Origin of the sequence: Chitinophaga pinensis (assembly GCF_007896845.1) — a bacterium.
GTDB classification, from domain to species: Bacteria; Bacteroidota; Bacteroidia; order Chitinophagales; family Chitinophagaceae; genus Chitinophaga; species Chitinophaga pinensis_C.
In genome coordinates, this window is the sequence record NZ_VOHS01000018.1 from 1 (window position 1) to 20,822 (window position 20,822).

The window sequence follows — 20,822 nt, forward strand, 5'->3', positions numbered from 1 at the left end:
GGGATCAAAAAAATGCATATTCTCAAAGACAGAAATGCGGAAGCGTAAACTCCGGTTTTTTCGGAGCTTTACTTTTGTAAGACTCCGATTTTTTCAGAGGGAGACCTGTTGCCGGTAAGGGTGCGTCTTCCGGAAAACCGCCAGCACAAGGCATAAGAGAATTGTCAGGTATATACATTGTTTTTGGCACATTAATAGGATTCATCAGCATACACATTAAAACAAGATCACCATGCAGTAATGCTGACACTCAACATGATTACCTTTTAACAGAACCATGCATGCCAATTTGAAGCGGATCAATGGAAGACGGAATACCAGTCCGCCGTATGTATCTGAAATAGTAGGAGATAGTAACGGAATACTCAACTGTATGAGATTAGTGGACAAAGTCGCATCGTCTGACAGTTCTGTGCTCATTCTCGTGAAACAGGAACAGGGAAAGAGCTGATTGCGCGTGCCATTCATCAACAGTCGCCACGTGGCGACAGACCCATGATCAAAGTAAATTGTGGCGCATTGCCGGTCAACCTGATCGAAAGTGAATTGTTTGGCCACGAAAAGGGAAGTTTACCGGTGCTATTGAACGGCGTATCGGCAAGTTTGAAATGGCGCAGGGGAGTACTCTGTTTCTGGATGAAATAGGAGAAATGCCATTGGAGTTGCAGGTGAAATTATTACGCGTACTACAGGAGAAGGAATTTGGCGCATCGGTGGGAGGACAAACATCCGGGCAGATGTGCGTATCATTGCTGCTACTAACCGTAATCTGGAGCATGATATGCTCGCCGGCAGATTCCGTTCAGACCTCTTTTAACGGCTGAATGTTTTTCGATTACAGTACCCGCTCTGCGTGAAAGACGGGAAGACATTGCTGCACTGGCGACTCATTTTCGCACCGCTATTGTTTAAGGAAAAGAAGACAATTAAACATATTCCTGCTGCTTATCTGAATATGCTTACGGGATATCACTGGCCGGGTAATATCCGCGAACTTGAAAACATTATTGCCCGTAGTGTGCTGCTCAGCACAGACGATGAGTTTATGGTTATCCTGTTTGTAGCACGGTACAGGAGAATGACAGGCAAAGTGAATCCTCCGCACTGAAGACCATCACCCAAAATGAATAGATCATATTCTGAAGGCCTTGTCGATCTGTAATGATAAGATCCATGGTCCGGGAGGTGCGGCTACACTACTGAATATTAATGCCTCTACTTGTTGTCAAGATGAAAAAGCTGGGCATCCGCAGAAAGTTCAGTGCCTGATGGGTATATGTCAGCAGCGCATGTTACAGGTAAAAAGGCATACTAGGGAATTTCCATGTACCCATGATAAAGAACAGATGCAGCCTGCCTGCTGTACGGTCCCATTGCGGATATAGGTGATGTCTATATTCACATGCCGCATATATCGTAGCTGATCCTATCGCGAGTCTGTTTGCGTGACCACTCTCCGTTACTAAATGAGTAGAAACCTTCATCGTATCCGTACAGTTTAGCGTCAGCTGCCCATAGTTGAAATGGCCATGTGGCCCTTAACCTGTTTCTGTAATAATAAAGAGGCGCATAATCGTGCGTATGCGGTTCCAGAGCATATTCCGGTCTTCGATCAGTATTTTTCTGACCGGAATCTGAAAGATCACGGCAGGCATTACAAAATGTTCCTGTCCGTAAGGTTGCCCCGGACGTTTGTAAATAAAATACAGGTACCCGGGGTTCAGCACGACGTTTTTGTGTATGGTAATATATGCCTGCATATAGGCAAGTCCGGCTCTGTAATAGCGGTTATATCCCAATTCACCGAACAGACTATCTTTTCTGATACTTTCCGGAATGCACCCGGTAGCAACCATGCCGCTACCGGGTCTTCTGTTTCTGAGCAGATTGTATGGACTATATGCAGAGAAAGAACAGCAGTCCGACGGTGATCAGCTTTCCTTTCATGCAGTCATACTTTGTGTACTGATGACAGGATGTAATATACCCGGCAATAGCTGCGCATGATGGGAGTGTGATCTGTATACTGCGGCAGTTGTCTGCGTATACCGTTTAAAATATCTGCAGAAATAACTGGCTTCTGCAAAGCCGAGGCGGTAAGCAACCTCTTTGACAGATAAACTGGAATGATCCAGCAGATATTTTGATTCCGCAATTGTTTTATCAATGATCCATTTACTGATTGACCTGCCTGTCTTTTTTCTGATAATATCATTCAGATAATTAGGATGTAAGCCCAGCGCATCTGCATATTCTTTTACGGTAAATACCCTTTCTGCATCTCCGTTGTAGAGGTCCTGATAATGTAACTGCAGCATTCTTCTGAAGTTGCATACAATATCAGTTTGCCGTCCTCTGGTAGCTGCGGGCCTGTAATCATGACAACATCTTTCTTTGATCTTCAGCAGGATCAGCAGCAGGAGATAGGCAATTTGTTTTTTGCGTAGAGGAGAGGCTGAATTACCTGCCTGCTCTATTTGTCTGTAGAATGATTCAAACTCCGCAAAGGCATCCGCTCCCGGCAACATAGGAGGCATTGCTTCTGCCTGCAGGAAGGGATATTCCTGCATGATACAAACGTGTGTATTTTCTTTCAGAAACGATTCACTTACCGTCAGCAGATACAGCTCTTTCACCTCGTTGAAACAAAATTGTATAATATCTCCGGGGTTGCCGAGACAGATGCATCCCGGTACAACGTCCGCATCATACTGATTCAGAAGGTATTTGCCGGCGGCGTCTTTTACAAAGAGAAAGGAATAGAAGCCAGTCCGGTAAACAGCAGGAGAAATAAAGGCACCGGGAATGGCAAGATCTCCGAGGTTACAGAAGGAGAAATCATCTGTCATCAGAGTGGCATCAGGAACAGCGCCGATGGAGGCATATAAGTCTTTCATGTTCCTGAATACCGGTATGCTGTGTTGCTTCATAAATGGTAATTGACGGGGATGGATGGTGAACTTATCTGATGTCTTTACTACAATATTGTACCAGATTGTAAGTATTGATTATGTATTTGTTATGAGGTGTTTACTGCTTTGTGTACAATGATATTTCAAGAGATGATAATAGAATGATGAAATATCACAACAGGGCGTTATAACAGACTAAAAACAGGCCTGTGAAATATCCAGTATTTCCTGTGGAAAGTGAAGCAGTTCTCCTCTTTGTTTGATCCAACTTTGTTGCAGACAAAAAACAAACAGGTAAACAGTAAAGTATCCGTTATGAGTATCAGTTTACAACAGGCCAGACAAGCCATCGAATTAGCCCGTATTAAGGCAACTGAAATAGCGGTGCCGGTCAATATCGCTGTTCTTGATACCGGTGGCCACCTCAAAGCGCTTGAACGCATGGATGGAGCGCCTATTGGTTCATTGGATATTGCTATAGGAAAGGCGAAAACCTCTATGCTGTTTGGTATTAACAGCGAGCTGGTAGGGGAGTATATGAAACCGGAAGCAGGCGCTTATGGTATTATTGGTACAAATGGTGGGCTGGTTGGATTTGCCGGCGGACTACCCATCAGGAAGGACAAAGCTATTATCGGATTTATCGGAGTTTCAGGAGGCGCGGTACCGCAGGATTTCGCGATTGCTTCAGAAGGGGCTCAGTTATAATTTATCTCATCACCTCACAAATTAAAAGACCATGGAAAACAGAAAAAGAATTCTGATCACCGGCGCCGGCTCAGGCTTTGGCGAAGGCGCGGCTATTGGCCTGGCGAGACTGGGCCACAAAGTAATTGCAGGCGTACAGATATCTCCGCAGGTAACGCCACTGCGTAAAAAGGCAGAAGCATTAGGTTTACAGGACAATCTCCGGGTAGAAAGACTCGACCTGCTGGATCCTTATGATGTGGAATATGCACTTACATGGGATTTTGACATCCTGTTCAACAATGCAGGTATGGGAGAAGCAGGCCCTGTTTTTGAAATTCCTGTTGACCTCGTCAGAAAGAATTATGAAACAAATGTATTTGCCCCGCTTCACCTGACACAACGTTTTGTACGCAAGTTAATTGACCAGAAAAGACCCGGTAAGGTTGTCTTTACTTCATCCATGGGAGGTTTGTTTACCCCGGCTGGTTACGGTATCTATGTATCTACCAAACATGCGCTGGAAGCTATTGCCGAAGCATTACAGGATGAGCTGCGTCCATATAATATTCAGGTACAGACGATCAATCCGGGTGCTTATCTTACTGGTTATAATGAAACGATGGCGGAGAATCCTTTCCGCTGGCTGGATGACAGTAAGAACGTCACCAAACGTGCTGATATGAAAGCGGTGTTTGATAGTTTACTGGGTACGCCACAAGGCAGACTTGATCCTGCAGAAATGATCGAAGCAATGGTACAGATCGTACCATCTGATACCGGAAAGTTCAGGAATGTATTACCGCAATTCGTGGAAGATATGCTGAAGGAGCATCAGACAAAAGCATGGTCCAATCAGATCTGATCTGCTTTCATCCCTCAAAGGTCCGGTAAAGGATAAGATGTGTTGATGTGAAGCTGTACAGTGATGTACAGCTTCTTTTTTTGCAGGATGATTCAGTTGTCATCTCAGACTTTTACGACTGCAATCAGCCCCGCTAATATCACAAGACCAAAGACGATTTTATAGACTTTCTCCGGCATTGTTCGTCCGCTGTAGATACCTATCAATACTGAGCAAAGTATAAAGATGCCGAGCTTGGGTACTACCTTGAAATAGTTCACCGCAGGGTATTTGAATGCTACTAATAAACAACCGGTGACAATTAACGCGATGCCGAGTACTCTTGTGAGATGATTGGTCCGTTTTTCCGGCTGCGGATAGAGTAATAATAGTTGTCCGGCGAAAACGAGGAACGCCACGAAGTGAAGGAGGAGCACAATATTAAATAACATGGCGGTTGCGTTTAGGAGCGTTAAAGAAATAGTATACGCCAAGTACTATAGCAATGATCACCGCAATAAGGTGAGGAATCAGTCTGGCTACTTCGTAGTCCGGTTGCTGCCAGACGATCAGGAAATCAGTAGCCGGTATGATCATGACTGCCAGCATCATCAGACCTAATGCACGGTATTCTTTCGTCAGCAGCAGCAGTAGTACAATGATGCCTGAGAAAATATCTCTGATGCCTTTGATATAGTGGAAAGCGTGATTATCTGCCGTTACGTGTATGCCGAAGGCGTGTTCTGCTGTCTCTGGCATGAAGAAAAAGCGTGCACCGATAAAGATAATACCGATACCGGTGAGCGCTGCCAGCCAGCCTGCGATGTGTTTAATCGTTGTTTGCATTGTGTTTGAATTTTATAACACAAAGCTCCGGCGATTAAAAGACGATTTCGTGCACCTGGGTTAATTAATTACGGGCAAGACGTTTTCTGATCCGGCTGAGTGACTGCGGTTTGATACCTACAAAGGAGGCAATATGATATTGTGAGATCTGTTGTAAGAGATCTTTATGCTCTCTGATAAACTGTTCGTATCTGCCTTCCGGAGAATCTGTATAAAATGAATTCCTGTCTTTCAGTGTCTGAATGAATACCTGTTCTATGACCAGTCTGCCAAAACGGTCGCCATAACGCACCTGTTCATAAAAGCGCAGCAGATCATCATAGGAGATCGTCAGCAGCACACAATCTTCAAGCGCCTGTATGATCTGTGAAGAGGGGTTTTGTGGCACAAAACTTTCATAGTTACAAGCGAAATTGAAGGGCTTGGCGAAGCCATATGTTTTTTCTTCCCCATCGTCATTGATGTAATAACGCATAAAGCCGCTGATCACAAATGCGGCTTGCCGGCAGATCTCATTCTCAGCAAGAAAAAATGATCCTTTCTTATAGTGTTTCTCTTTAAAGAGCTGACATACGATCTCTTCTTCCGCTTCACTGAGCGGGATGAGTGTTCTGATGGCTGTCAATAGAGGCGCATGGATATTGCTTGTTGTTGGCGGTGCCGGGTTTTTACGTTTCACAAGTCTGCTATTTAGCTGGTCTGTTATGAGTACAAGATAGCTTGACAGGGTCTCAGATCGCCACAAGATATCTGTCCGGTGAAGATACAAAAAGAGGGCTTTTTCCCTGCCCTTGCGGCACTGACACCGTTTGAGCCTGCCGGCACTTTACTATTTTAAAAAATAAAGTTTGAATATTCCAAACTAACCCTATATTTGTTGAGTAGACCAGAATAGAACAAACCAACTAGAGTCTATAGGTTATTGCTGGTAATCAGTCATTTATGTCTGAGAGGTGGCGCCTTATAGTCGGGGGGACAAGTTCGGAATCGCAAATTTCACGTTAATAGGGGAATGCCAATTAGCTTTTATACCTGTCATTAAAAAGAATCTTTACAAACACTTTATGCTTCACGTTATGCATGTAAAAAATGCTTCTAAGAGGCTATGGATGCTCCTGTCCTTCATAGCTATGCTGACCGGCGTCATGCCTGCCTTCGCCCAGAGTGGCAAAATCTCCGGGACCGTCACGGACATTCAAGGACAAGCACTTCCCGGCGTATCGGTGAAGCTGACCGGCACCAAAACCGGTACTGTCACTGATCTGAAAGGTGCATTCTCTCTGAATGCAGAAGGAAAAGGTACACTGGAATTCAGTTTCCTCGGATTTGAAACACAAACAGTCGTTTTTTCCGGCTCACAGCCGCTCACCGTTAAACTGCAACAGGCTACGGCCAATGTGGACGAAGTGGTGGTGGTAGGTGCCAGCATGAAAAAATCTGACCTGACCGGTGCGGTTGCTACAGTAGATTCAAAGAAACTGCTGGAACGTCCTGCTACCAACATCAATCAGGCTTTACAGGGTAATGCTGCCGGTGTATTCGTAAGTAATGGTACCCGTCCGAGTGACGATGCGACCATCAGAATACGTGGTATCAATACCATTAACGCTGGTTCTTCTCCTATTTATGTGGTGGATGGTGTCATCATGGAAAATAACCAGGGTGGCTTTAACTCCGTTAACGTAAACGACGTTGCTTCCGTACAGGTACTGAAAGACGCTTCTGCTACAGCGTTATACGGTTCCCGTGGTGCGAATGGCGTTGTGGTGATCACGACCAAAAAAGGTCAGCGCAGAGGCGGAGATGGTCTTGTGACCTACGATGCATGGGCTGGTGTGTCTGATTTTACCCGCATTCCTAAAACGATGAACGCACAGCAGCTGTTCGATCTGCGTATAGACGCTTATGCGAATGGTTACATGAAAGACAATCCGAACGCAAACCGTCAGGATTATATCGATAACACCCTGATGAAGACAAACATTGCCTTCTCTAATCAGGAGTTCGATACGCACAACAGAAACCAGAGCTTTAACTGGCTCGATCAGGTAACCCGTACCGGCTTCCAGCAGAACCATGCTTTGAGCTTCTCCGGTGGATCTGACCGTGGTATCTTCTATCTCAGCCTTGGATACGCAGGTGTTAAAGGTGTGGTAGAAAACACCGACCAGAAAAAATATACCGGCCGTTTCAATGCCGAATACAATATCAAAAAATGGTTAAAGGTGGGTACTAACACCGGCTTCACCCGTCTCAATGATGGCATGCCATCTGATGATGTTTATGGTAAAGCCCTGAATGGTAACCCGCTGCTGGACTATGCGCCTTACCGCGATCCGGCTACCCGTTTTACTTACGACTACCTGACACTTTATTACCGTTCACATGGTGAGCAGAACAACAACGATTTCAACCCGTTCAACTCACTGCTGATGCAGCGTGATCGTGCCCGTAGTCGTGTAACTACTGCTAACTACGTAGACATTTCTCCTATAAAAGGTCTGAACTTCCGTTCCAGCTATTCACTGGACTATGGTGCACAGGATTGGTTCGAATTCACACCGCACAACATTCAGGAAGCGATCCGTCACTACAATGGCGATGCGCGTGCTAAACATGAAAGATGGAGCGATACTTACTGGCAGTGGGACAACACCCTGACTTATAACACAATGTTAGGAACTGATCACAAACTGACGGCGTTGGTAGGTACCAGCTCAAGTAAACGTTCTTCCAACTATTCCAAAGCACAGGGCGATCGTTTTGCAAGTGATGATCTGGGTTATTATGATCTGGGTGGCGCTGCCGCATTGGAAAAAGCAGTACTCGGTTCTGATTTCTACGCTTACAGTCTGATGTCTTTTATCGGTCGTGTGAACTACAGCTATAAAGATAAATATCACCTGACTGCTACCGCACGTTATGATGGTTCATCCCGTTTTGCTGCAGGCAACCGTTGGGGTATTTTCCCGTCTATGTCTGCTGCATGGGATGTCATCAAGGAAGATTTCATGAAAGATGTACCCGTATTCACACAGTTGAAACTGCGTGCAGGTTATGGTGTTGTAGGTAACCAGGACATTGGTAACTACGCATTCCAGACACTGTATGGCTCCAAGGTTGACAACGGTAATGCATTGATCGCAAATGATGGCCGTCGTGGTAATCCGGATATCACCTGGGAAAAACAAAAACAGACCAACCTCGGTCTGGATATGGGCTTCCTGAAATCAAGACTGACAGTAACTGCGGACTTCTTCTACATCAATAATGATAACCTGTTACTCGACCGTTCTCTGGCACTTACTTCCGGTTATAATAAACAGTGGGCGAACGTAGGTCGTGTAAATAACAAGGGTATGGAGTTCGCTGTAAACGGTGAAGTGATCCAGACGAAAAACTTCAACTGGAACGTATCAGCTAACATCTCCTTCGATAAGAACAAAGTGACCCGTCTGTATGGTAATGCTACAGAGATCTATAATCTCTACGAAAACTCCATCCAGCGTGAAGGCAATATCTTCCTCGGTCAATCTATCCATAGCATCTATACACTGAGATCTGGTGGTATCGCACAGGAGTCTAACCGTCGTGACTGGGAAAATATCAACTATAACGGTAAGACCGTTAATCCGGGCGACCTGTTTGCAAAGGATATCTCAGGTCCTAATGGTGTACCTGATGGCGTAGTGGATCAGACCTATGACAGAACTGTCGTAGCGAAAACAGATCCTAAATTCTATGGTGGTTTCTCTACCAACCTTGGCTACAAAGCTTTCTCCGTGAACGCAATGTTTACTTACTCTTATGGTGCTAAAAAGATCAGCAGCTACTATGAAGGTCTGGCTAACAGCATAGGTGAAAGTATGGCATCTGTAGACCTGCTGAATCGCTGGACACCAGAACATACCAATACAACTGTTCCACGTGTGATCGGTAATACCAGCTACAACCGTTTTAATCCATCCGATCTGGACTACGCTATCCAGAACGCTTCATTCCTGCGCCTCTCCGCACTCACGCTGTCTTATACACTGCCTGAGAAAATGCTGAGCAGCTGGAAAATGAACAACCTGCGTCTGTATGCAACAGGTTCTAACCTGTTCTGTATCACGAAGTACAAGGGTATGGACCCGGAAACCGGCGACTACGGTTACCCTCCGGTGAAAATGTATGTATTAGGATTGAATGTAGGTTTCTAAACTTCAACTGCTAGATTATTATGAAAAGCACTATAAAATGGACGCTGGTTGCAGGTATTGCAATGTTCTCAGCTTCCTGCAGCAACTTCCTCGACGAAAAGAGTCTGACCAGACTGGATGAAAGCCAGGTGTACTCTGACGTAAATCTCGTGGAAACAAGTCTCAAAGGTATTTACGCTAACTGGAAGGGTATCCGTACAGATGAGCAGGGGCTCATCCCGATGATGGGTACTGATGAAACCCAGCAGGGCGCTTTACAGATGAAAAGTGATGCGAGTAAAGGTGGACTGGACCGTTTTGACGGTAACCTGAACTCTTCACAGGGCCATATCACCAATCAGTGGAATATCCGCTGGCCGATGGTAAATGAGGCAGCTAAAATTGTAAAAGGTCTTAGCGTCAATCCGATAGAACCGGGTTCCCGTGAAGCGAAATTATTAGGTGAAGCATCTTTCGTACGTGGCTTCCTTGATTTTCAACTGGCGATGTACTGGGGTGAAATTCCTATCCGTGATGCAGACCGTGAAGCTGAACTGGGTTTCCGCCGTCAGCCTTTAAAAGATGTGTGGGCGTTTATCATTGCAGATCTGCAGCGTGCAGCCGACAACTGTCCGAAGACAAACGATCCGGGACGTGCTACTTCAGGTGCAGCGTGGATGATGCTGGGTAAGGCGTATATGTCAGCACCGGTAAGCACTGGTCTGCGCGACTTTACCAAAGCAGCTGCCTGCTTTGAAAAGATGATGGGTGATTATTCTTTGGTACCTTACAAGAATCTGTTTGATTATGCCACACCCAACACCGCTGAGGCAGTACTGGAATTCCAGTTTAGTCCGATCTATCCAAATAATAATAAAATACAGTTCCAGATAGGTTCCCGTGCTGTACAGGCATTTTTTGGTGATGGTTGCTACTATTCTGGTTATGATAAACTGGTACCTACACAGTACGCTTATTCTTCTGTAGATAGCGGTGGTGTATGGGAGCCTGGCGATCAGCGCCGTTTTGAAGCGATCCGTTACGATTTCACTTATTATGGTGAAGTGCCGAATCTGGATCCGCTGAAATGGGAAGATCTGGGTAACGACTATGATGAGCTGTTGCCACACGTAAAAAAATATGAAGATTTCCGTACCGATAAGCATACTGAAAACAAGATCAATAACATGTGGAACTCCGGTAAAAACATTCCGGTGCTTCGGCTGGCTGATGCTAAGTTAAGTTATGCAGAGTGTCTGAATGAAATGAACCGTGGGGCAGAAGCTATCATTGTTGTCAATGAAGTAAGAGCACGTGCATGGGGTGGCGTATTGCCAGAAGAAAGGAAATGGAAAGCCATGTCGCAGGATGCGTTCCGTACAGCAATTCTGGACGAGCGTATGCGTGAGCTGTTCGCAGAAGACTGGCGCCGTATAGACCTGATCCGTACAGGCAAATACGTAGAGTTAGTGAAAGCCCGTAACAAATGGACCAAACAATCAGGTACCATACAGGCATTCAACACTTTATTCCCGATTCCGGATACGGAAATGAAACTGAACGGAGATATTACTCCGGCAGATCAGAATCCAGGTTATCGTTAATCATTATTTTTAAAGAAGCAGGCCGTTGCAGGTAGCAGCTGGCCTGCTTTTAACATTATTATGAGAAATATATCACGGATTACGCCGCTGTTACTGTTTGCGGTGATCATGCTAATCTCGGGGGCCTTACAGGCAGGCACTCCCACCGACTGGAAAATAGTATATGAAAAAACCAGTAAAACGCTGCGTCTCAAAAGAGCAGCCGGTAATGTGGATCTCCTGCAGTATGCGTCCTTTAAATGGAACGGCCAGCTGATCACCACCAAAGACTACACGCGCAACACAATCGTAGTGAAGCCACTGAATGACGCTTTCGGGAAAGGCTCACTGTTACAGGTCACTTATTATGCTGAGAAATTACCAACACTGGTACAATCTTTTTATCAGTACGCAGGCAAAGATTACCTGTTGACTGACTTTACTTTACAAGCGCGTTCCGGCAGCATAGCGTCTAATTATATGGCGCCGGTAAATCTGGAAGACATGACCCGGATATTGGGTACAGGTGACAAACGTGCACTTTTTATTCCGTTTGACAATGACAAATGGATCCGCTTTCAGTCCCATCCACTGGACTTTACTTCTTTAACCAGCTACGAGGCTACCGCCGTTTTTAATGGCAATTCCCGTCAGGGACTTGTAGTCGGTTCTGTAGAACACGATTTCTGGAAATCAGCTGTTATCATGAACAAAGCCGAAAACGGGTCTGCCTACACACTGACCTGCTACGGTGGCGCTGCTGATTCTACCACCCGCGACCTTATACCACACGGTGCAAAAGAAGGTCGTCTGATCCGTTCTCCGAAGGTAATGCTGGGTGTATTCACCGACTGGCGCAATGGTATGGATGCTTATGGTGCTGCAAATGCAGTCATTGCTCCGCCAAGAGCGTGGAAAAAAGCAATGCCGATGGGTTGGAACAGCTGGGGGGTATTACAGTTTAACATCAGCTACGAGAAAGCATTGGAAGTATCTGATTTCTTCCATCAAAATCTTCAGCCGCAACACTTTGTCAATAAAGACAACGAAATAGTGATTGGTCTGGATTCGGGCTGGGATCGTTTCAGCGAAGAACAACTAAAGGATTTTGTAAACCACTGCAAGGCTAATGGCCAGATCGCAGGTATTTACTGGACACCGTTCACAGACTGGGGTAAAAGCCCGGACAGAACGATCAAAGAAGCACCTGAATATAAATTCAAAGATGTTTATCTTTATGCGAATGGTCAGCCGCAAGATCTTGACGGCGCCTATGCCATAGACCCTACTCATCCTGCCATTGAGCAGCGTATGAAAAAGGTGGCTGACCTGTTCCATCGTTGTGGTTTCCAGTATGTGAAGGTTGACTTTATGGCGCATGGTGCGATCAATGCGGATAAGTGGTACAATCCACAGGTGAAATCCGGTATTGCCGCTTACAATTATGGTATGCAGCTGCTGGACAAATACTTTGGTGATATGTATATCAACCTGTCCATTGCACCGATCTTCCCTGCGCAGTATGCACAGTCCCGTCGTATTGCCTGTGATGCCTGGAATAAAATAAAGGACACAGAATACACCCTGAATGCGGTTTCTTACGGATGGTGGATCAATAAGATCTATCAGTTCAATGATGCTGACCACGTTGTGCTCCAGCAGGCATCAGAAGGAGAGAACCGTGCCCGCGTGACCTCTGCCGTAATTACCGGTTTATTTATTGCCGGCGATGATTTCAGTAAAGATGGTAGTGAGGAAGGAAAAACAAAAGCGAAGCAATTTTTAACCAATGCTGAAGTAAATGCTGCCGCCATGGGCCACAGCTTCCGTCCGGTAGAAGGAACAGGCGAGCGTTCTGAAAACCAGTTTGTGCTGACTGACGCAAAAGGAAATACTTACTATGCCGTTTTCAACTATACAGAAGAGCCACGTAGTATACAACTGCCACTGGAAAGACTGGGATTGAATCCTGCTAAACAGTACGGGGTACGCAACCTCTGGTCACACGCTGATGTCGATGCCAACAGCACCATGACGATTCCGGCCAAAGACGTTCTTTTTTTGAAAATCAATAGCAAATAAAGCAGATTAATAACTTGTATCCATGAGCAGAAAGATATTATCCATTTTGTTTTTCCTGGTTGTTATAACCCTTTCCGCGAGTGCGGAGACGATCCACATTGCCACTAAAGAGACAGAACTGGTATTACAGACCGCACAAAACGGACGGCTGTTTCAACTGTACCTCGGCCCCCGTCTGGCTGTAGCAGATGATTATAATCACCTGACCGCCAATATGAAGGGTAAGAGCGACGGACAGGCATGGGAAGCCTACCCTGTATCCGGCACGGAAACTTATTTCGAACCTGCTTTTGGTATCCGTCACAATGATGGTAATCAGGCAACGGTGCTGAAGTACGTTTCTCATACAGAAAAGAAAGTTTCTGACGATGTGACCGAAACGGTTATTATACTGAAAGACGATCTGTACCCGGTACAGGTAAAACTCTTCTACCGCACATTTGCAAAGGATAATATCATTGAATCCTGGACAGAGATCAGCCACAACGAAAAGAAAGCAGTCAGCATCAATAATTATGCTTCTTCCATGTTATACTGGAAACGCAGTCAGTACTTCCTGACTGAATTCAGCGGCGACTGGGCAAAAGAAGCAAATATGACCACTACACCGCTGGCTTTTGGTAAAAAGATGGTGGATTCCAAACTGGGCTCCAGAGCAGACCTGTTTGTATCTCCATTCTTTACTGTAGGTCTGGGCGATAAACCCCGTGAAAATGATGGTCAGGTGCTGATGGGTACCCTCGCATGGACCGGTAACTTCCGCTTTACTTTCGAAGTAGATAATGAGAACAACCTGCGCGTGATCTCAGGTATCAATCCATTCGCTTCCGAGTATACTCTGGATCCGGGGAAGGTGTTTACCACCCCTTCTTTCATCTTTACACTGAGCAATCAGGGTACAGGTAAAGGTAGCCGCGACCTGCAGCGTTGGGCGCGTAGCTATCGTCTGAAAGATGGTAATGGCGACCGTATGACCCTGCTGAATAACTGGGAATCAACTGGTTTTGATTTTAACGAAGAGAAGCTGAAAGGCCTGATCGAAGAAACCAAATATCTGGGCGTGGACATGTTCCTACTGGATGATGGCTGGTTTGCCAATAAATATCCCCGTCACAGTGACACACAGGGGCTGGGTGACTGGGCGCCTACCGCTAATAAACTGCCAAACGGTATACCTGCTCTGGTAAAAGCTGCTAACACTACCGGTGTGAAATTCGGTATCTGGATCGAGCCTGAAATGGTGAATCCAAAGAGCGAACTCTTTGAAAAACATCCTGACTGGGTGATCATGCTGCCTAACCGGGAGCGCTACTATTTCCGTAATCAGCTGGTACTGGATCTGAGCAATCCGGCAGTACAGGAGCATGTATTCAATGTGGTAGATCACCTGATGACGGAGAATCCTGATCTGGCTTACATGAAGTGGGATTGTAACAGTCCTATTACCAATATCTATTCTCCTTATCTGAAGGAAAAGCAGGGTAACCTTTATATAGAATATGTACGCGGTCTTTATAAAGTACTGGACCGTATCAAAGATAAATATCCTAATCTGCCGATGATGCTCTGTTCCGGTGGTGGAGGCCGTACAGACTACGAAGGACTGCGTTATTTCACCGAATTCTGGCCAAGCGATAATACCGACCCGGTAGAACGCTTATATATTCAGTGGGGTTATTCGCAGTTCTTCCCGGCAAAAGCCATGGCCGCACACGTAACCAGCTGGAACCATGATGCCGGCATCAAATTCCGTGTAGACGTGGCGATGCAATGCAAACTGGGTTTTGATATCAATATTAAAGAACTGCGTGCCGAAGAGCAGACTTTCTGTAAAGAAGCCGTGGCAAACTACGAAAGACTGAAGAATATAAACTACGATGGCGACCAGTACAGACTGGTATCTCCATATGAGGGTAATCATTCAGCCATCATGTATGTGAGCCAGTCTCAAAAACAGGCGCTGGTATATGCGTATGATATCTTCCCGCGTTATTCTGAAATCCTGCAGCCGGTATTGTGCAAGGGACTGAATCCTGCCGCGAAATACCGTGTAAAGGAAATCAACCTCATGCCGGGTAATAACCCTGCTGATGCTTTCAACAGCAAGGTGTATTCCGGAGATTACCTTATGAAAATCGGACTGGATTTATTTACTTCGACTAAATTGCATAGCCGCATACTGGAACTGGAAGTTGTAGAATAATGGCGAGACGTGCTAAATGCATAAACAACTATGAAGTGATGAAGACAATTTTTGAAAAGATACAGGAGCTGGATGAGGTACCTTCTTATTCCAAGCATGAGCGCTTTGTCGAGGGCATTGTCAATGCGATCAATGACAGGATTATCTGTGTGGGAGATGCACTGCCTTCGGTGAATTCAATGATCTCAGGACTGGGATTTGCGAGGGAAACGGTGATCAAAGGTTACCGCGAACTACAGAACCGTGGTCTGATCGAGGCCAAGAACCGCCTTGGCTACTTCGTTGCTGACGATAATACAAAGCAGTCGCTGAAGGTAGCCCTGCTGATGTATACGATCGATACTTTCCAGGAACAGTTCTACCGTAGCTTCCGCAACGAACTCGGTGCTGACGTTCATCTGGACGTGTTTTTTCACCACGGGAACATTGAGGTGTTTGAGACCATGTTCTCGCTGGTGAAGAACAGGCATTACGGTATGTACGTCATTTCTCCTATTCATCATCCCCGTACAAGGGAGCTACTGAATACCATCCCGCGTCAGAAGCTGCTGATGTTTGACCGTTATGAGCCGCTGGAAGGGGATTTCAATTATGTGGTACAGGAATTTGAACAATCTTCCTATCATATTTTTGAAGAACTGGCAGACGTGATCAGGAAATTTGACCGGATGGTCTTCTTTCATAATCCGGATTCATTGTTTCCTCCGGAAATTGTCAGATCTTTCAGGAACTTCACGCAGCAGCACGGTATCAAAGGAGAAGTACTGCGCGAATATGAGCCCGGCTCAGTAGAAAAAGGAGTGGTTTATTATGTGAATGAGAATGCTGAGTTGTGGAATCTGTTAAGGGATTGCAATGCAAAAAAAATAGAACCGGGCAAGGATATTGGTATCCTTTCCCATAATGACGAGCCTGTAAAAGAGCTTGTCGGCAATGGTATTACGACCTATTCGGTCAGTTTCAGCGAGATGGGTAAAAGGGCTGCCTGCGCAGTCCTGAGCCGGGAACCGGTGCACCAGGTGCTGCCCACCAACCTGATCCGACGTAACTCTCTATGATAATATGAATGTTGGGGCTTTACTGAGTTTTCTGCTGGTAACCATCCTTGTGGCTTTGATTTCCTGGTATAAGACCCGGAGAGAAAACCTGCAGACCGCCGCGGGCCTCTTCTTCGCCAACCGTAACCTCGGTTTTCTGGTAGTCGGTGGCGCCCTTTTCTTTACAAATATCAGCGCGGTACAGTTTATCGGTGAGAATGAACTCGTCTACACCAATAATATGAGCGTGATGGCGTGGGGATTGTCCTCCGTATTTGCCATGCTACTGGTCTCTGAATTCATCATGCCGGTTTACCTGCGCAGCGGTATCTCTACAACACCCGATTTTCTCGAAGAAAGATATGACACCGGCACAAAGCGATTTGTGTCGGTGATCTTCCTTGTCAGCTATATTGTCAATATGCTGCCATCTGTACTATACAGTGGCGCCATTTCCTTTAACGGCCTGTTCCGGGTATCAGAAACCCTGCACATTGATTACTGGGTCACGATCTGGATACTGGTATGGCTGATCGGGTTTATTGGTTGTCTGTATACGATTCTCGGCGGACTGAAAGCCGTGGCCATCTCTGATACGGTGCTGGGGGTAGGGATGTTTGCAGGGGGTATTTTGCTGCCTTATGCCGCCCTGAAATACCTCGGACATGGTTCGGCAGGCACAGGGCTGGATATCTTATTAGCCGCGCGCAGGGACCATTTTAATGCCATTGGCGGGCCACATGATGCTGTACCTTTTCCCACCATCTTCACCGGTATGTTTCTGGTGAATCTCTATTACTGGGGCACAGAACAATACATCGTTCAGCAGGCGCTGGCCTCCCGTAGTCTGGCGGAAAGCCAGAAAGGGATTGCCGTTGCCAGTCTGGGAAAGATCATTTCCCCGCTGCTGCTGAATATACCCGGTCTGATAGCCGTATTGCTCTATCCGCATATGACAAATACGGCGGAAGTCTTTCCGAAGATTGTGAGTGACGTCTGTTCCCCTATGTTGACCGGCTTTATTGCAGCCATCACTTTCGGGGCTGCCCTGACCACTTTTAACGCAGGTCTGAACAGTACCAGTACCCTGTTTGTACTGAACCTTTATATGCCCTTTAAAGCATGGCGGCAGGAGGCCGTAAGCGAACGTCAGCTGGTACGTATCAGCAGGCGTTTTGAACTGCTGGTTTGCCTGCTGGCGATGATCATTGCGCCATTTATCGTCTTTGCGCAGCAGGGTTTATATACCTATATCCAGATGGTCAGCGGTCTTTTCAGCGTACCTATTTTTACTATCCTGTTCTTAGGATTAGTCCATAAACGAATGCCGGCTATTGCGGCGAAGATCGGATTGACCTTCTTTATCTTTACTTATTCAATTGCACAGTTTGTGGTGGATACAGGGCTGCATTTCCTGCACGTACTGGCTATTCTGTTTGTGGTAACCGTATTACTGATGTTAGGAGTAGCGGCTATTGCTCCCCGTAAAGAACCCTTTGTACAGCAATGGAATAATGTGGTAGATCTGCAACCATGGAAGCAAAGACATATCTATACTGCGCTGCTGTTACTGGCGATGGTGGCTTTGTTTATTTTTCTCCCCCTCGGACTGGCAAAATAAAATACGTTGTCGCTCAGGCATTGCGTCATTTACAGTCTGATCTTGAAACATTTATGGATGGTAATAACGATGGTCCGGAGACTTTGCCGGTCTTTGTGATCGTCTCGATATCTCCATGCGATGGGAGTTGATACTGTATGGTTGGCTCCTTTCAACCAACCCTAATAAAGATAACGGTTATGATATACAGGATTACTATGGTGTAGATCCCGGCATGGCTCAAGTGGAGATTTTGTGGATTTATGCACAGGGCTGATAAGTTGGGTATAAAGGTAATCATTGATCTGGTTGTCAATCATACATCGGATAAGCATCCTGGTTTCAGATGGCGCGGTCAGCGAAGGATAGTCCTAAACGTGACTGGTATGTATGGTCCGAAGAAGCCCTCGGAATTGGGATGAGGGGATGTTTTTCCCGGTGTACAGAAAGCTACCTGGACGCTGGATAAGAAAAGCGACCTATTATTTTCACAGGTTCCATGAATTCGAGCCGGATCTAACACAGAAACCCTGCTGTAAGAGAGGAGATTACACGTATTATGGGCTACTGGTTAAACTAGGTGTAGCGGGTTTTCGCGTAGATGCTGTTCCTTTATACTGGAATCGCCTGCACCCGTAAGAAGAAAGCCAAATGAATTTGATTACCTGAAGGAGATGCGCCGTTTTCTCAATGGCGAAAGGGGGACGCGGTACTGCTGGGAGAGGCGAATGTGCTACCGAAAGACAGCATGAAATATTTTGGTGATGAAATAGTGATGGTATTCATCTGATGTTCAACTTTTTCGTAAATCAGTACCTGTTCTACGCTTTGGCTACCTGTAAAACGGCTCCGCTGATCAAGGCACTCGAGCAGGACAAGATTAAGCTCATCTGCTCCTCAGTGGGCCCATTTTCTCCGTAATCATGATGAACGGATCTGGGGCGATTAACCGAAAAAGAAAGAGCGGAGGTTTTCCGGCGTTTTGCCGGATGAGAATATGCAGTTATATTCAGAGGTATCCGCCGCAGACTGGGGCCGATGTTAGGGAGCAGACAGCAGAATGAACTGGCTTATAGTGTGATGTTTCCCTGCGGGTACCCGGTGCTTCGTTATGGCGACGAAATAGGAATGGGAGATAATCTCAGTCTGGATGACCGGAACAGTGTAAGAACAGTTATGGCGACGAAATAGGAATGGGAGATAATCTCAGTCTGGATGACCGGAACAGTGTAAGAACACCAATGCAATGGTCAGGAGAGTATCAGGCTGGTTTCTCTAAGGCCAAAAACTGGTGCACCCGGTGATTGATGATGGCTACTATTCTATGTGCACGTGAATGTAGAGACACAGCGCCGGGAGCAGGATTCCATGCTGAACTGGATGACATCAATGATACGACTGCGAAGGGAGTGCCCCGAAATAGGTAATGGCTCCTGGGAAATAATGAATACAGGCTATGAGCATATATTAGGGATGTACTACCAGTGGAAAGACAGGCAGCTTTTTATCTGGCATAACTTCAGCGAAAAGCCACAGGAACTTGTATTTATGGCGAAGGAAGCCGAGGAAGCCGGCACCCGCAGACTGGTAGACCTGATGAACAATATTGAAAGTATAGAAGATGACAAAGGCAGACATACCATCACATTGGAAGCTTACGGATATCGTTGGTTCAGAGCTGGCTGATATGCAAGGTGTTGGTGATACCGGTGGCGGATCAGCTTATATTTAACTTGATCCGCTGCTGTTTTTTTGTATATTTATTCCCGGTATTCATTTTGTTAACCATTGTGTCCAAAGTACAAGTATGTTGCTTCCACGTGCATATACTTATCCGAACTTTCTCCTTACAAGTCTATTCATTAACTGCTAAGCGTTAACCTATGATCAAACCTTTGAACCGTCTGTTCGCATGGCAACAGCGCTCGTCTTTTTGTTTCAGTTGTTCATCACGCCGGTAGTGGCCCAGATATCATGGCCACAGGGACAACTGCTGCCTTCGTTTCCCTCAACAGCGCAAACGCAGGACTTATTTATTTTACGTGAATCTTCCACCCGCTGGGAGGGAGAAGGCTCCAGTCTCAGTCATAAGACAGGGAGATTAGAGTCGGACGGCTGGCTTTGTCAGACGGGCATCGATGCTGCCGATGAGCATATGATCTATGGCCCTTATGACATGAGTATTCCTGCCGGTCCTAACGTAGCCGAATTCAGAATGAAAGTCGATAATAGCAGGAGACTACACGAGTATTACCTCCCTTTTACCATGCCGACCAACAACCAGTCGATTGAATTACGCGTATACTGGGGGGTACCTCCTATACGAAAGTAGACTGGGTGGGTGTACAGCAAAACGGTTTTCCGCGGAGATGTATCTGTTTGCCTCCCTGAAGGGATTGTTAACAGAACACAGCCACGTCTCTCACTATGAAGGAGACGCCTTGCAGAAGGACAATATACCTGGCTGCAATCACTGGGTTTAAACTGGAATGAGGTCAGTAATAAGTGGGACCTTATCACGAAGTATCGTAATGAAATTTCCGGTCTGATCGTGTATGATCCGGCACAGATCCATACGTGAATCTGGCAACCGTGCTGGCTAAAGACAAGAAAGCGCTGATCGCTTCTCCACTGCTCCTGTCAAGACTGCAGGCTGCACCTATAACCTGCCGATCCTGCTGGACTTACGTGGACAGTACAGCAGCAAACTGGCGGTATATCAGGCACTGTACAATACTTACTGGCCTAATCTGGATCATCGCGTATTAATCGGGCTGAACCCCGATGCACACAAAGCGGCTTTACGCGAGTATGCCGTAGCAACCGGACTGGGACTATCTGGCTGGA

General features: G+C 46.1%; 19 protein-coding genes and 1 pseudogene. 15 read left to right on the top strand and 5 right to left on the bottom strand.

Annotated features, from left to right (window positions below; all coding sequences use genetic code 11):
* Positions 1 to 462 precede the first annotated feature (462 nt).
* Both FEF09_RS34805 and FEF09_RS31535 read left to right on the top strand, forming a co-directional pair.
* Positions 463 to 817 (top strand): annotated as a pseudogene (locus FEF09_RS34805) (sigma-54 factor interaction domain-containing protein).
* A 36-nt stretch (positions 818 to 853) separates the two neighbouring features.
* A complete protein-coding gene (locus tag FEF09_RS31535; RefSeq protein ID WP_222597010.1) occupies positions 854 to 1,108 on the top strand; it encodes a hypothetical protein in 255 nt (84 codons plus the stop codon).
* 430 nt (positions 1,109 to 1,538) lie between these two features.
* On the opposite strand, the gene FEF09_RS17655 is transcribed toward FEF09_RS31535, so the two are convergent.
* On the bottom strand, positions 1,539 to 1,856 hold the full coding sequence (locus FEF09_RS17655) for a hypothetical protein (protein ID WP_146306343.1): 318 nt from the start codon (positions 1,854 to 1,856) through the stop codon (positions 1,539 to 1,541).
* A gap of 87 nt (positions 1,857 to 1,943) precedes the next feature.
* Positions 1,944 to 2,930: a helix-turn-helix domain-containing protein gene (locus FEF09_RS17660; protein WP_146306344.1), complete on the bottom strand. Its 987-nt coding sequence runs from the start codon at positions 2,928 to 2,930 to the stop codon at positions 1,944 to 1,946.
* Positions 2,931 to 3,227: 297 nt separating this feature from the next.
* Here FEF09_RS17660 and FEF09_RS17665 point away from each other — a divergent pair, with 297 nt between their 5' ends.
* Both FEF09_RS17665 and FEF09_RS17670 read left to right on the top strand, forming a co-directional pair.
* A complete protein-coding gene (locus FEF09_RS17665) occupies positions 3,228 to 3,620 on the top strand; it encodes a GlcG/HbpS family heme-binding protein (RefSeq protein WP_146306345.1) in 393 nt (130 codons plus the stop codon).
* Positions 3,621 to 3,651: 31 nt separating this feature from the next.
* Positions 3,652 to 4,464 (top strand): SDR family oxidoreductase, encoded by an 813-nt coding sequence (locus FEF09_RS17670; RefSeq protein ID WP_146306346.1) that lies wholly within the window; start codon positions 3,652 to 3,654, stop codon positions 4,462 to 4,464.
* Between the two features lie 104 nt (positions 4,465 to 4,568).
* Here the strand turns inward: FEF09_RS17670 and FEF09_RS17675 are convergent, their stop codons facing one another.
* From FEF09_RS17675 to FEF09_RS17685, 3 genes are all read right to left on the bottom strand, one after another.
* A complete protein-coding gene (locus tag FEF09_RS17675) occupies positions 4,569 to 4,895 on the bottom strand; it encodes a hypothetical protein (protein ID WP_146306347.1) in 327 nt (108 codons plus the stop codon).
* Positions 4,885 to 5,289 (bottom strand): DUF4267 domain-containing protein, encoded by a 405-nt coding sequence (locus FEF09_RS17680; protein WP_146306348.1) that lies wholly within the window; start codon positions 5,287 to 5,289, stop codon positions 4,885 to 4,887. Before FEF09_RS17680 ends, FEF09_RS17675 begins: the two co-directional genes overlap by 11 nt.
* 64 nt (positions 5,290 to 5,353) lie before the next feature.
* Positions 5,354 to 5,968, bottom strand: coding sequence for a Crp/Fnr family transcriptional regulator (locus FEF09_RS17685; protein WP_146306349.1), 615 nt, complete (start codon positions 5,966 to 5,968; stop codon positions 5,354 to 5,356).
* A gap of 430 nt (positions 5,969 to 6,398) precedes the next feature.
* Between FEF09_RS17685 and FEF09_RS17690 the strand changes: the two genes are divergently transcribed.
* From FEF09_RS17690 to FEF09_RS17725, 11 genes are all read left to right on the top strand, one after another.
* Positions 6,399 to 9,491, top strand: a complete 3,093-nt coding sequence (locus FEF09_RS17690) for a SusC/RagA family TonB-linked outer membrane protein (protein ID WP_186774392.1) — start codon at positions 6,399 to 6,401, stop codon at positions 9,489 to 9,491.
* A 20-nt stretch (positions 9,492 to 9,511) separates the two neighbouring features.
* On the top strand, positions 9,512 to 11,074 hold the full coding sequence (locus FEF09_RS17695) for a RagB/SusD family nutrient uptake outer membrane protein (protein ID WP_146306351.1): 1,563 nt from the start codon (positions 9,512 to 9,514) through the stop codon (positions 11,072 to 11,074).
* Between the two features lie 60 nt (positions 11,075 to 11,134).
* Positions 11,135 to 13,135, top strand: coding sequence for an alpha-galactosidase (locus FEF09_RS17700; RefSeq protein ID WP_146306352.1), 2,001 nt, complete (start codon positions 11,135 to 11,137; stop codon positions 13,133 to 13,135).
* A 22-nt stretch (positions 13,136 to 13,157) separates the two neighbouring features.
* On the top strand, positions 13,158 to 15,338 hold the full coding sequence (locus FEF09_RS17705; protein WP_146306353.1) for an alpha-galactosidase: 2,181 nt from the start codon (positions 13,158 to 13,160) through the stop codon (positions 15,336 to 15,338).
* Between the two features lie 38 nt (positions 15,339 to 15,376).
* Positions 15,377 to 16,396: a GntR family transcriptional regulator gene (locus tag FEF09_RS17710; protein ID WP_146306447.1), complete on the top strand. Its 1,020-nt coding sequence runs from the start codon at positions 15,377 to 15,379 to the stop codon at positions 16,394 to 16,396.
* A 4-nt stretch (positions 16,397 to 16,400) separates the two neighbouring features.
* Entirely contained in the window at positions 16,401 to 17,996 is a 1,596-nt protein-coding gene (locus FEF09_RS17715) for a solute:sodium symporter family transporter (protein WP_146306354.1), read from the top strand.
* A gap of 242 nt (positions 17,997 to 18,238) precedes the next feature.
* The gene (locus tag FEF09_RS31540; protein ID WP_222597011.1) at positions 18,239 to 18,397 is read left to right on the top strand and encodes an alpha-amylase family glycosyl hydrolase; all 159 of its coding nucleotides are present in this window, start codon (positions 18,239 to 18,241) and stop codon (positions 18,395 to 18,397) included.
* Positions 18,398 to 18,401: 4 nt separating this feature from the next.
* Positions 18,402 to 18,614: an alpha-amylase family glycosyl hydrolase gene (locus tag FEF09_RS34810; protein WP_409994866.1), complete on the top strand. Its 213-nt coding sequence runs from the start codon at positions 18,402 to 18,404 to the stop codon at positions 18,612 to 18,614.
* Positions 18,615 to 19,013: 399 nt separating this feature from the next.
* Positions 19,014 to 19,166: a hypothetical protein gene (locus tag FEF09_RS31545; protein WP_222597012.1), complete on the top strand. Its 153-nt coding sequence runs from the start codon at positions 19,014 to 19,016 to the stop codon at positions 19,164 to 19,166.
* Between the two features lie 141 nt (positions 19,167 to 19,307).
* Positions 19,308 to 19,661, top strand: coding sequence for a hypothetical protein (locus tag FEF09_RS31550; RefSeq protein WP_222597013.1), 354 nt, complete (start codon positions 19,308 to 19,310; stop codon positions 19,659 to 19,661).
* 226 nt (positions 19,662 to 19,887) lie between these two features.
* The gene (locus tag FEF09_RS17725; RefSeq protein WP_146306355.1) at positions 19,888 to 20,307 is read left to right on the top strand and encodes a hypothetical protein; all 420 of its coding nucleotides are present in this window, start codon (positions 19,888 to 19,890) and stop codon (positions 20,305 to 20,307) included.
* Positions 20,308 to 20,822: the final 515 nt, after the last annotated feature.